Consider the following 13,454-nt stretch of genomic DNA (forward strand, 5'->3'; position numbering starts at 1 on the left):
CGAAAGGAAATACACTTTTTGATGCGATGTAGGAAAGGGCGGCTTTTTTTTGATTATTTTTTCTTAGCTTAACGCCATATAAAACCAACCTTAAGTTATGATGAAACGTCAATTAAAATTGTGGGATGCAGTGATGCTGGTCATGGGGTCGATGATCGGAAGCGGTATTTTTATTGTATCGAGTGATATGATGCGGCAGCTTGGATCCGGATATTGGTTGGCGATCGTTTGGTTATTGACCGCATTAGCAACTGTTGCGGCGGCAATCTGCTATGGCGAATTGTCGTCTATGTATCCGAAGGCTGGGGGACAATATACCTATCTGACAGAAATATTTGGGAAGCCAATTGGCTTTTTATACGGCTGGAGTTTATTTACAGTCATTCAAACGGGAACGATAGCAGCTGTAGCTGTCGCCTTTGGTAAGTTTACAGCCTACCTTATTCCGCAGTTAAATGATGCAGCACCCCTATTTCAGCGTGGAGAGTTTAAGATTACCTGGATACAGATTGTCGCTATGGGTGTTATTATCCTCCTCACCTTTATTAATACAAGAGGGATCAAGAGTGGAAAAGCTGTTCAATCTTTCTTTACTTCAGCAAAAATCATTGCGCTGGTTTTATTGATTTTAGGTGGCCTGTTCTTGATTAAAGAAAATCATTTTTCAGAAAATATGGCGTATGGCTGGGACTCTTTCCAAAATTTGAAAGGTGCTGGCTGGTCTCAGATCTCGGGGGGCGTACTGATGGGGGCTTTAGCTGCTGCGATGGTGGGTTCGGTATTTAGTAGTGTGGCCTGGGAAAATGTAACGTTTGTTTCCGGAGAGATTGTCAATCCACAGCGTAATGTTGTTCGGGCATTGGTTATCGGAACAAGTTTGGTGATGTTGCTCTATATAAGCTGTAATTACATTTACCTGGCGGCATTAAATCGAGAGGAAATTGCTTTTGCGGCAAATGATCGTGTTGCCATAGAGGCGGCTGAAAAAATATTAGGACATACGGGCACGATAGCGATGGCGATTTTGGTCATGATCTCGACCTTTGGTTGCGTTAACGGGCTCGCGCTATCAGGTGCGCGAGTTTTTCAAACTATGGCAAAAGATGGATTGTTTCTGAAACAAGCGATTCCCAATAACAAATATGATGTGCCGGCACGATCGTTATGGCTTCAGGGGATCTGGGCTTCATTGCTTTGTCTAAGTGGGCAATATGGCAATTTACTGGATATGATATCTTTTGTTATTGTTATATTCTATATGATTACAGTGCTAGGGGTTATTATTCAGCGTGTACGAAGACCCGATTTGGAACGTTCCTATAAGACATTTCTATTTCCTGTCACTCCGATCTTGTACCTGCTGATAGGTACTGTATTTTGTGTATTATTAATTATCTATAAGCCACAATATACCTGGCCAGGCTTTATACTTGTATTAATCGGTGTACCGGTGTATTTTTTTGCACGGAATAATAAACGTGCCGAGCTAGATGAATAGTCTTTATCTATAGCATTTCGATGTTATGGAATTTGCTGTAAATGGTTGGCAATGTGTATTGTATATAACTTCAAAATCTGTTAATGTGCTGGAATAATTGGTTTGTAAATTTCCCTGAAAGGAAGATATTCTTTGTTTAAATCACTTTTTGTTATTGTGCCAGTTGGATGCAAATATTGAAATTAATTGCCCTTCATGGCTTCGTTTTTGTTAAAAAAAGTGTAGCTTTGCTCAAACATTCCCATAATGAAACAGTCGATTTTATTAGACGGACCAAAATTTCAAATCACAATTCAAAGACTATGTCGTCAATTGATTGAGAATCACGGTGATTTTTCAAATGCTGTCGTCATAGGTATCCAACCCCGAGGAACTTTCTTAGCGAGACGTATCGTCAAAGAGCTTGAACAAATGATCGGAAAAGAGATTTTAGTTGGCGATTTGGATATTACCTTTTATCGCGATGACTTCCGTACCAAAGGGAATACAGGTCCACTCTTAGCAAATAGCACAAATATCAATTTTATTGTAGAAGGTAAAGAGGTCATTTTTATAGATGATGTCTTATGGACAGGACGTACTATTCGTGCGGCAATGGATGCTGTGCAGGCATTTGGCCGTGCAAGAAGAATAGAATTGCTTGTTTTGGTCGATCGCCGCTTCTCTAGACAGATCCCTATTCAGCCTGATTATATCGGAATACAGGTAGATTCTATTGATTCTCAAAAAGTAATTGTTAACTGGAAAGAATCAGAGGATCAGGATAGTATTATCTTGATTACAGAAAAGAAGACGTCAGCTAGCGATTAATAGCGGTGTCATGACGTTACTGAAGGTTATTGTTGACCTTCGGAAACAGGCACTTTCAATAAAAAATGATTAGTAAATATTTGAATATACTATAAAATGTCATCTGGAGCAGAACAATTAAGTACCCGCCATTTATTGGGGATCAAAGATCTAAATGAGAACGATATCCAATTGATCCTGGATACAGCAAGTAATTTCAAAGAGGTATTAAATAGGCCAATCAAAAAGGTTCCGTCGTTAAGGGATATTACGATTGCCAACGTGTTTTTTGAAAATTCAACACGAACACGTCTATCCTTTGAACTTGCTGAAAAGAGACTTTCTGCGGATATCGTGAATTTTGCGGCTTCCTCCTCTTCGGTAAGTAAGGGGGAGACACTCATCGATACGGTGAACAATATTCTTGCAATGAAGGTTGATATGATTGTGATGAGACATCCATACGCGGGAGCTGGGGTATTTCTAAGTAAACATGTTGATGCACAAATTGTCAATGCAGGTGACGGAGCACATGAACACCCTACACAAGCTTTACTTGATTCATTTTCGATCCGTGAACGCTATGGTGATGTAGCTGGTCGTAAAATAGCTATCGTTGGGGATATTACACATTCACGCGTTGCCTTGTCGAATATCTTATGTCTTCAAAAGCAAGGTGCAGAAGTGATGGTTTGTGGTCCAACCACATTAATTCCTAAACATATTACATCGTTGGGTGTAAAAGTGGAGCATGATTTGCGGAAAGCGTTGAACTGGTGTGATGTTGCAAATATGTTACGGATTCAATTGGAGCGTCAGGATATTGCCTATTTCCCTTCCTTAAGAGAATATTCCATGCTATATGGATTGAATAAAGAGATTTTGGATTCTTTAGAGAAGCCAATCACAATTATGCACCCCGGACCAATCAATCGGGGGGTCGAAATCACATCGGATGTCGCGGATAGCGAACATTCAATTATTTTGGATCAGGTTGAAAATGGTGTTGCTGTGCGCATGGCTGTCTTGTATCTATTAGCAGGGCAACGCGGATAGTCTAAATTGGTTTTAACGTGCGTTAATGTACGTGTGAGACTAAATAGCACTGTTTTCTAATGCAACTAAAGTATGCCTGACTTTATTTTTTGTCGGGCATATTTTTTGTGCAAAATTTCCGTTATAATACAGGATTATTCACAGATGTTAATAACTTTTGTGTAAAATAGCTCAATTAAAGTATAATTTAGTAAAATGAATAAAACTATCTCCCTGAGAAGTGGAGGTTTGAATTGATTTTCAATAAATTTGGGGCTATCTTAAAGCCTTTAATGGCAGAGAGGCTTTCGATAAGTTTGCTTTGAAATGCGAATTTATCGCGGTTTGGAGGGAGATTCATTTACATTTGCAGATAAATAACATATTAAGGTTTCACATATTATGTATAAGAAGATTTACCAGGTGGGAGTTGCATTAACCGTTATGGCGACGCCAGCATTAGCGCAACAGACAGAATGGCAACAAATCAACAAGGCGTACAAAACAGGGATGGAATTGTATGAACGCGGAAAATTTAGTTCTGCTTCAGCCCAATTTGACCGTGTTGAAGCTTTGCGGACAAAATCCAACTTGCAATTGGACGAAACAGAGGAACTGTCTTTGTTGAAAGAGAACGTACGGTATTATCAAGCGGTTTGCGCACTGGAATTGGGCGAATCCGATGCCGAAAACCGTTTTCTGAAATACATTAAAGATTTCCCTGTCAGTGCAAATGCTAAAGCAGCTTATTTTCAAATCGGTAAATCCTATTATGCTAAAAAAGATTATGTTAAGGCCTTAGAGTGGTTTAACAAGATCGATAGCAAAAATTTAGCAGGCAAAGAAAATGTAGAATATCGCTTTAAATATGGATATGCTTCCTTTATGACAAAGGATTATAAAACGGCGAAACCATTATTTGAAGGATTGAAAGATCAGAAAACTGAATTTCAGGAAGCTTCAATCTATTATTACGCGTATCTTTCTTACTTAGACGCCGAGTATAAAACAGCGTTGAATGAATTTGAACGCCTAAATGGATCGAAACAATTCGAAAATAGTTACCCTTATTATATTACTGCTTTGTATTTCCTGGATAAACGCTACGACGATGTGTTGGATTATGCGTTGCCAATTTTGTCGCGAACAAAACAAGAAAATGAAACAGAGATGTTCCGTATTATCGCGGCAACATACTTTATCAAAGGTGATTTAAAAACATCCAAAGAGTATTACGATAAATTCCAGGCACAGGACCAAGGTAAAACACAGAATAATCAGGATAGCTACCAAATCGGTTACATCGCTTACAAGTTGAAAGATTACGACAAAGCGATCACTGAATTGGAAAAAATGACCGATCCAGACGCATATTATCAATCTGCGATGATTACCCTAGGGGATGCTTTCTTGAAGAAAGGCAATAAGCAATCTGCGCGTAACGCATTTTTCCGTGCTTCGAAATTGGATTTTGATCCAGCAATGCAAGAAGAAGGCTTATTCAACTATGCTAAACTTTCATATGAATTGGAATTCCACCAAGTGGCTTTGGCTTCGACACAAGAATACCTGAAAACGTACCCAAAATCGAAACGCTTAGAAGAAGCAAAAACTTTGCTTGCTGAAGTATTGTTGAGTACAAAAAACTACCGTGAGGCAGTTGATATTTTGGAATCTATTCCTAAACGTGGAAAAGAAGCAAACGCTGCTTATCAAAAGGTAACCTACTACAGAGGTTTGGAGTATTATAACGAGCGTGCTTTTGAAAATGCAATTTCCCTATTCATGCGCTCTGAAGAGTTTCGTTATGACGAGGAAATTTACGCTTTAGCCACCTATTGGAAAGCGGAAGCAATGTACGAAGTGCGTAAATACGGTGAAGCTGTTACAAATTTTAATAAATTCCTACGCTTGCCGGGAGCTAGCAAAACGGATGTGTATGGGTATGCAAATTATGCGTTAGCCTATGCGGCTTTCCGTAATGGTAACTACAGCACGGCGGCCAATTACTTCGAGCGTTTCTTAGCGTCCGGTGGTTCGAAAGGAATAGAAATGAATACACGTAATGATGCAATTGCACGTTTAGGCGATTCTTATTTCTCTTCGAAAAACTATGGCAGAGCATTAACAGAATACAATAAGTTAATCTCTTCTAAAGCGCCTAGTCAGGATTACGCGTTATTCCAGCGCGGTATTATTCAAGGATTACAAGGGGATAACAACGGTAAAATTTCAACATTGAATGCTGTTATTGCACAATTCCCGAGTTCTAATTATGCGGATGATATTGCGTTTGAGATTCCTTACACACGTTTCTTGATGGGAGAAAGTGACCAAGCAATTGCTGGCCTTCAAACAATGGTGGAAAAATACCCGCGCAGCAGTTATGTGCCACGTGCTTTGGTGACGATTGGTCTGGTTCAGTATAATCAAGATAACAATGATGCTGCATTGGCAACCTTCCAACGTGTAGTTGACCAGTATGCATCAACAGATGAAGCAAGACAGGCCATGCGGTCAATAGAGAACATCTATTTGGATAAAGGCGATGCAACGGGGTATATTAAATATGCTACGGGGACAAATTTAGGTGACGTTTCGAAATCTGAGCAAGACTCGCGTTCATTCTCGACTGCGACGACTTTATTCTCTAGAGGTAATTACCAAGGGGCGGTGGAAGCTGTAAATGCGTATTTCGATAAATTCCCGAAACCAAATCAAGAGAAATACGCGCGTTTTGTTCGTGCTGAAAGTAACGCAGCTTTGGGCAATACAGAAGATGCATTACATGATTACAATATTATCTTGAATGACTGGACGTCTCCTTATACAGAACGCACGTTGATTTCGGTGTCAAATTTATATTTGAAACAAAAGAAATATAACGAAGCGACACAGTTGTTGAAAAAATTGGAGCTTACCTCTGAATACAAGGCTAACTATGGTTTTGCAATAAATAACCTAATGGTTTCTTACTTCCAAATTGGAGATTATAAAGAAGCATTAAATTACACTAACGCTGTTAAGAACTACGAAAAATCTTCTGAAGAAGAGATTGCAAATGCCTTCTTATATGCCGGTAAATGCTATGTGAAGCAGAACAAGAAAGCTGAGGCAATGAAAGAATTCAGTTTAGCTGCATTGAAGAGCCGTACGGTATATGGTGCCGAAGCAAAATACAATGTTGCGGTATTACAATTGGAAAATAAACAATACGATGCTTGTATCAAAACAGCAATGGATCTATCCGATAATTTCTCTTCGTACGAATATTGGGTGGCGAAAAGCTTTATTACCATGGCTGATGCTTATGCAGGCAAGGGAGATTCTTTCCAGGCGAAAGCTACACTTGAATCGATTGTGGATAACTATGATGCGAAAGACGATATTTTGCCAGCAGCAAAAGAACGTCTAAATAAATTGAACAACAAAAAGAAATAGGATACAATGAAGAAGTTGCAAAATAGAAACGTGAAGAAATATACTTTAGCAGCGCTTTTGATGGGCGTGGGATTGAATTCTTTTGCACAGGAAACAGGCAAGAAGAATGATCCTGAGAAACCGGTCACTATCGATTCTTTTGATGTTGTTCGTGATTATAAGCCAATTCTTGCGGATGCTGTGAAAATCCGCCGCAGTCCGGATATGACCAATAAAAGGGAATACCAGCCCAAATTGTCCTACAACAATATTTTGGACAAGAAATTGGATATCAATACCGGTTTGAAACAATTGAATGTACAGGAGATTCCTTTTGCACAACCTTTTGAACATAGTAGCAACTATGTTAAATTTGGTATCGGTAACTATAACAGTATATTGGGCGAAGCTTATTTGGCTTCTGAACAGTTTGAAAATACACGATTTGGTTTATTTGCAAAGCATTTGAGCCAAAAGGGTAATATTGACGGACAGAAGTTCAGTACACAGGATATCGGTATTTTTGGTCGCCGTGTATTGGATGCGGTAACCGTTAAAGGTACCATCGGATACAATCGTTATGGCACAAACTTCTATGGCCAGACTTTTGATCAATCGGGAACAACCTTGTTGAATACGACTCCGGATAAACAGACCTTTACAGATATCTATTTGAATGGAGAGCTGTCAAGTAATGTGGATCCAAAAAATGAGCAAGCCTTAAGCTATTCCGCAAAAGTTGATGGTTATTTGTTTAAAGACGCTTATAAAGCCAAAGAAAATTCCATCGCATTATCCGGTTATTTGAATAAACGCCTAAGTGCATTCAATGTTGGTGCGAATTTGAGCGTGACAATGAATAATGTGAAAGATAGTGCTGAAGTAAAAAATCATTTGGCGGTCATCAATCCATATATTCGTTTTAAGGGCGACAACTATAACGTAACCTTGGGTGCGAATTTAACTTCTGAATTTGGCGATAGCTCAAGATTCAATATTTTCCCATCCGTAGAAGCTGATTTTGCTTTGGCACCTGAATATATCTCTTTGTTTGCCGGAATCAATGGCGGAGTGAAGCAAGCTTCTTTCCGTAGTTTCGCTAAAGAAAATCCGTATTTGGCTCCTAATGCTAAAATGATAAACTCGATTGAGAAAATGAATGTTTACGCGGGTTTAAAAGGAAATGCTGGCGCAACATTTGGTTATAAAGTAAAGGTATTCTACAAGCAGATTGAGGGATTGCCTTTATTTAAAAACAGTGCATTTGGCGATAGTCAAAATGGCTATGTTCCTTGGGCTTTTGATGTCGTTTATGACGGCGTAATCAATAAAGCTAAACATATGGGATTGGAAGGAGAAATCAATGTACGTCTTTCACAACTGGTTAATCTGGGCGGAAAAGTGTATATAGACGATTATAAATTGAGTGATGAGGAAGAAGCTTGGGGATTGCCAAAATTCCGTATGCAGGCTAATGCACGCTTCAATATCTCCGATAAATTTTTCGTAGATGCTGAACTTTCTACACAAGGCAATACCTATGCATATATTTATGACTATAATGCAGATGGCAGTCGTATTGCCAACAGTGGACATAAGGCAACAATAGCGTCGTTTGCTGATCTTAATGCAGGCGCAGAATACAGAATCAAAAAACAATTTGGTATTTTCGTCAAAGCAAATAACATTTTTGGAAAAGAATACGAACGTTATATGTATTACCCAAGATTGGGCTTTAATGTAATTGGTGGTCTTAATTATTCGTTTTAACGAATTAAGATTATAAATTTGCATCTTAAAATAGTGCGCGATGAATCTAGGCAAAAACATCAATAGTTTATTAAAACGTTATGCGGAAGTATACGTGCCCGGAATAGGTGTGTTCAAACGAATTCATTCTCCGGCTCAGTTCGATAAACAGAATAATGTGTTTTTGCCCCCGATTTCCTACGTCGAACTGGACTATTCTGCTCAACACGGATTTAATATTGTTCATTATATCCAACAACAGGAAAATTTAGGCCTCAATCAGGCACAGCAGATTTTATCGGAAGCTGTTGATAACCTAAGAGCTGATTTAGGTCAGTTTGGACAGGCTAAACTTGATGATCTTGGCTTATTAATTAGTTATGGTACAAGTTTAGTATTCAAACCCCTAGATCTATCGGGATTCGACTTCCAGCCGGTTACAAATCTTGTTGCACCAGAGATTGAAACAGTCGTTTCTTCTTTGGAAGAAACCAAAGAAGAAGAACTTACGACCTTAGCGGTTGAAGAAGACCCTGTTGTAGAAGAAGATCCTGTAGTGGAAGCTAATGATAAGGTGGAGCTTGTGGAAGAGTCTATGCCGGATACGGTGGATCAAGATGAAACGATCGAGGTTGAAGAGGTCAAAGAAGAAACTGAAACAGCACAGGAACCGGTCGTGGTAACGGATCCAGCAGCGGATGAGCTTTCGCAGGAGACAGCACCAACAAACGATCGTACTGATCTTGAAGCTGAAGAATCGTCGTTAGCGCAAAAGGAAACTGAAGAGTTTGAGCCTGTGGATACAACTGTGATAGCTGATAGCAATCATTCGGTTACTCCGAAAGAAGACAACACTTTAAAAAAAGAAATCGGTGCTATTGCGTCGGCTAACGCCAATTCAACATACGCGCCAAATATCTATGAGGAAGAGCCGCGTAATTCAAATGCGATCTGGTATTGGATGACTGGAATTATTGTGCTGGCAATGGTTGCTGTTGCGGTCGTTTACACCAATCCTGCGTTGAAGAATTCGTTATTTGGGCCGACCAAACCTGTTGTAAAAGCGGCAGATACGCTTGTTCAAAAACAGCCGATCATGCCTGCTGATACCTTGTTCAATACAATGCAAGCAGATAGTTTAAAGCAAGTCGATTCATTGGCTAAAACTGGTGTGAAAGATTCTGTTAAAAAGACAACAACTGTACCTGCGACCAATGCGGCAGCAAAACCTCCGGTTTTGGAAGCAAATCCTGTGATCAAAGAGTCTATTCCTGTTGCACAACCCAGATATCAATTGGTAATAGGTTCTGCAAAGACAATGGCACAAGCAGAGCAGGAAGCCAAGCGTCTTCGGGAAATGGGCTATAAAACAGCACGAGCTGTAGAGGGAAAGTTCAAAAGAAATAGAAAGAAAATCATCTTAAACACCTACATGACAAAATCGGAGGCAGACCTCGCTAAGAAATCTGTAGAGAAAAAGATTGAAGGTGCTTGGGTAGAAACATTATAGAAACTATATAAAACTATTAATAATTATGTCATTAGTACAGGAGACAGCACGAGTTGCTGTGGATTCACTTAGTCAAGCTGCACAACAACCATTACCTGCTGCTGCGCCTACAGAAAACATGAGTTTGATCGATATGATGATCAAAGGGGGATGGATCATGGTTCCAATCCTATTGTTGTTCTTTATTGGATTGGTTATCTTTTTTGAGCGTTATTTGACTATCCGTCGTGCCGCAAAATATGATAACAGCTTAATGTCGCAAGTAAAGGCAAATGTTCTGTCCGGAAATTTGGATTCGGCATTAGCTGTAGTTCGTTCAAGTAACTCAGCTTTGGGACGTATGTTGCAAAAAGGCTTATTGCGTGTCGGCAGACCGATCAAAGATATTGAAGGAGCGATCGAAAACGTGGGTAAATTGGAAGTTGCCAAGTTAGAAAAGAACATCAATATTTTGGGTATTATTGCTGGTATTGCCCCGATGCTTGGTTTCGTGGGTACGATTTTTGGAGTAATTAAGATTTTCCACGACGTCGAATTAGCTGGTGGTATTGATATCGCTTCTGTATCTGGTGGTCTATATGTAAAAATGGTGTCTTCTGCATCAGGTCTTGCGGTGGGTATCTTAGCTTATTTGGGCTACCATATCCTGAATATGATGGTGGAGCGATTGATTTTACGTATGGAAACGGATGCAGTAGAATTTATTGATTTATTGGATGAACCCGGAAGATAATGAACTTACGAAGTAGAAAAAATAAACCATCTGCGGAAGTACATACTTCAGCGCTGAATGATATCATGTTTTTCCTGATGTTGTTCTTCCTGTTGGCTTCTGCGGTTTCTAATCCGCAAGTGGTGAAGCTATTGTTGCCAAAGTCAAGTGCGGGAGAACAATCTGTTGCTAAAAAGACCGTCACGGTATCGATTACAAAAGATTTGGGCTATTTTATTGACAAAACTCCAGTTCCCATTGAAGGATTGGAAGCAGCAATTCAATCGCAAATGGCTGCGGGTGAGGAAGTGACAATTATGCTCTATGTCGATAATACGGTTCCCATTCAAAATGTTATTTCTGTAATGGATGTCGCTAATCGATTGAAGATTAAAGTGGTATTGGCAACAGAACCAAAAAAAGATAAATAGGAAAAATTAAACTTTTTTTAAGTTTATTGGTCAGCTATTAATATAGGAGATTAATGCGATGAGATATCACCTTCAACATGAAGAAAATAACTTCCCCAAAGCATTGGGGATATCGACTTTGGTCATGGCATCGTTGCTCTTGATTGCATTTTTTGTTGTTTTTAAAGCGCAGGCACCTGATAACATTGGTATGGGTGGGTTGATTGTTAATTACGGTACTTCACCTGAGGGAATGGGAGATGACTATATGAGTGTTGAGGAACCATCGGTGGACCCCAACGCCAATAATGAACGCCCTGACCGTATTGATCCTGTTGAAACACCTACCCCAACTCCAACGCAGCAAGTTGCGGAGAAAGCGGTTGTCACACAGGATTTAGAAGATGCCCCTGCGGTAACAAAAACGGAAAAGAAGGTCGTTTCAAAAGCACCGGAAACAACCAAAGCTGTAAAAGAAGTGGCGCCACAGGCCAATGCCAAAGCGCTTTTTAAAGGCAATAAAAATAACGGCACTGGGGCTGGTGATGGTACAGGGACAACTCCTGGAAATCAGGGTTCCAAACTGGGTGATCCTTTAGCAAGTAACTACGGCGAAGGGGGATCTGGAAATGGTAACATGATGTTGTCTATTGAAAACCGAAGTTTTACACAACGACCAAGTATCGACGATAATGGACAGCAAGCAGGAAAGGTTGCTGTGGAGTTTAGAGTGAACAAGCAAGGGGTTATCACCTATGCGCGTGCTGGTGTAAAAGGAACGACGATTACCGATCCATCCTTGTTGGAGAAATGTGAGCGTGCTGTACGTGGCGCTCGGCTAAACCAATTGCCAAATGCTCCCGACTCCCAAACAGGACGGATTGTATTCAATTTTAGATTAAGATAAAAATCATTCACATGAATGCTTATAATGAGGCAATCGAGTATCTGTATACTCGATTGCCTATGTTTACAAGGGATGGCGCCTCTGCCTTCAAAAAAGACCTTGACAATACCATCAAACTTTGCGCTGCTTTGGACAACCCACAGCGAAAATTCAAAACATTACATATTGCCGGTACAAACGGAAAAGGATCCACCTCCCATATGTTGGCCGCTATTTTGGCCGAAGCAGGATATAAGACAGGTCTCTATACTTCACCACATTTACTGGATTTCAGAGAACGTATTCGTGTCAATGGTCAGTTATGTGAGAAAGAATTTGTTGTTGATTTTGTCAATACCCATCGCGAGCTTATAGAAGAAGTCAGTCCATCGTTTTTCGAAATTACTGTAGCCATGGCTTTTGATTATTTCGAGAAGAATAAGGTTGATATCGCTGTCATTGAAGTCGGCCTTGGTGGGCGTTTGGACAGCACCAATATTATTCAGCCTTTGCTGTCGGTAATTACCAATATCGGTTTTGATCACATGAATCTTCTTGGTAATACACTGGCGGAAATTGCTGCTGAGAAGGCGGGAATTATCAAAAGAAATACACCTGTCGTTATTTCGGAATATGCTGAAGAGACAGCAGCCGTGTTTTTGGATAAAGCAGCGATCGAGCATGCACCGATCCAATTCGCTTCCGACAACTATGAGACGAAAATGCTGGGCGTGGACCAAGATTATTTGACGGTACAAGCGAGGGATACTGCAGGTCATTCAGCAGACTATCAACTGGATTTAAAGGGCTCCTATCAGGTTAAGAACCTCGCCGGCGTCCTGTTAGCTGTGGATGAGTTACGTCAACAGGGCTTTGAGATCAGTGATCAACATGTGCATCAAGCGCTAAAAAATGTGCAGGCAACCACAGGAATTCAAGGCCGATGGCAACAATTGTCTAAGGATCCATTTATCATCTGTGATACGGGGCACAATGAGGACGGAATTCATGAAGTGCTCAAAAATCTGGCTACAACCGCTTATGATAAATTGCACTTTGTGATAGGGGCCATGCGCGATAAGGATTTATCACATATGTTGCCTTATCTACCCAAGGATGCAACCTACTATTTCTCTGCTCCGGATATGCCGCGTGCAATGCCATCCGAGGAGCTGCGGAAAGAAGCTATGGAATTTGGTCTAACGGGACTTGATTATGCATCGGTAGGAGCTGCGTTTGATGCAGCAAAAGAAGCGTATCAACAAGGGAACCTTATTTTTGTTGGCGGAAGCAATTTTGTTGTTGCGGAAGTGCTTGCTCGTTTGACGCAGGAATAAGAATATCACCTTTCCTCGCAAATAAATCTGCGGGAGGAATTCATAGAAACCGATCACAAAAAGGGAGCTGCGTGAAGTGCAGCTCCCTTTTTTGTGATTTTGTGCCGT

General features: G+C 40.2%; 10 protein-coding genes. All 10 read left to right on the forward strand.

Annotated elements, in window-relative coordinates; all coding sequences use genetic code 11:
• The first annotated feature begins 97 nt into the window (after window positions 1-97).
• The 10 genes from OK025_RS11110 (at window position 98) to OK025_RS11155 (ending at window position 13,346) form a co-directional block, all read left to right on the forward strand.
• A complete protein-coding gene (locus OK025_RS11110) occupies window positions 98-1,498 on the forward strand; it encodes an APC family permease (RefSeq protein ID WP_317669514.1) in 1,401 nt (466 codons plus the stop codon).
• Between the two features lie 246 nt (window positions 1,499-1,744).
• Window positions 1,745-2,308 (forward strand): bifunctional pyr operon transcriptional regulator/uracil phosphoribosyltransferase PyrR, encoded by a 564-nt coding sequence (gene pyrR / locus OK025_RS11115; protein WP_317669515.1) that lies wholly within the window; start codon window positions 1,745-1,747, stop codon window positions 2,306-2,308.
• A gap of 96 nt (window positions 2,309-2,404) precedes the next feature.
• Window positions 2,405-3,343, forward strand: a complete 939-nt coding sequence (locus OK025_RS11120) for an aspartate carbamoyltransferase catalytic subunit (RefSeq protein ID WP_317669516.1) — start codon at window positions 2,405-2,407, stop codon at window positions 3,341-3,343.
• Window positions 3,344-3,724: 381 nt separating this feature from the next.
• Window positions 3,725-6,763, forward strand: coding sequence for a tetratricopeptide repeat protein (locus OK025_RS11125; protein ID WP_317669517.1), 3,039 nt, complete (start codon window positions 3,725-3,727; stop codon window positions 6,761-6,763).
• 6 nt (window positions 6,764-6,769) lie between these two features.
• On the forward strand, window positions 6,770-8,512 hold the full coding sequence (locus OK025_RS11130) for a TonB-dependent receptor (RefSeq protein WP_075994216.1): 1,743 nt from the start codon (window positions 6,770-6,772) through the stop codon (window positions 8,510-8,512).
• 40 nt (window positions 8,513-8,552) lie between these two features.
• The gene (locus OK025_RS11135; protein WP_317669518.1) at window positions 8,553-10,001 is read left to right on the forward strand and encodes a hypothetical protein; all 1,449 of its coding nucleotides are present in this window, start codon (window positions 8,553-8,555) and stop codon (window positions 9,999-10,001) included.
• A 25-nt stretch (window positions 10,002-10,026) separates the two neighbouring features.
• Entirely contained in the window at window positions 10,027-10,734 is a 708-nt protein-coding gene (locus tag OK025_RS11140) for a MotA/TolQ/ExbB proton channel family protein (protein ID WP_317669519.1), read from the forward strand.
• Complete coding sequence (locus OK025_RS11145) at window positions 10,734-11,144, forward strand: ExbD/TolR family protein (RefSeq protein ID WP_046672748.1); 411 nt, start codon at window positions 10,734-10,736, stop codon at window positions 11,142-11,144. Before OK025_RS11140 ends, OK025_RS11145 begins: the two co-directional genes overlap by 1 nt.
• 58 nt (window positions 11,145-11,202) lie before the next feature.
• Window positions 11,203-12,030 (forward strand): energy transducer TonB, encoded by an 828-nt coding sequence (locus tag OK025_RS11150; protein ID WP_317669520.1) that lies wholly within the window; start codon window positions 11,203-11,205, stop codon window positions 12,028-12,030.
• Between the two features lie 11 nt (window positions 12,031-12,041).
• Entirely contained in the window at window positions 12,042-13,346 is a 1,305-nt protein-coding gene (locus OK025_RS11155) for a folylpolyglutamate synthase/dihydrofolate synthase family protein (RefSeq protein ID WP_317669521.1), read from the forward strand.
• Window positions 13,347-13,454: the final 108 nt, after the last annotated feature.

Origin of the sequence: Sphingobacterium sp. UGAL515B_05, assembly GCF_033097525.1 — a bacterium.
In the GTDB taxonomy this organism is placed as follows: Bacteria; Bacteroidota; Bacteroidia; order Sphingobacteriales; family Sphingobacteriaceae; genus Sphingobacterium.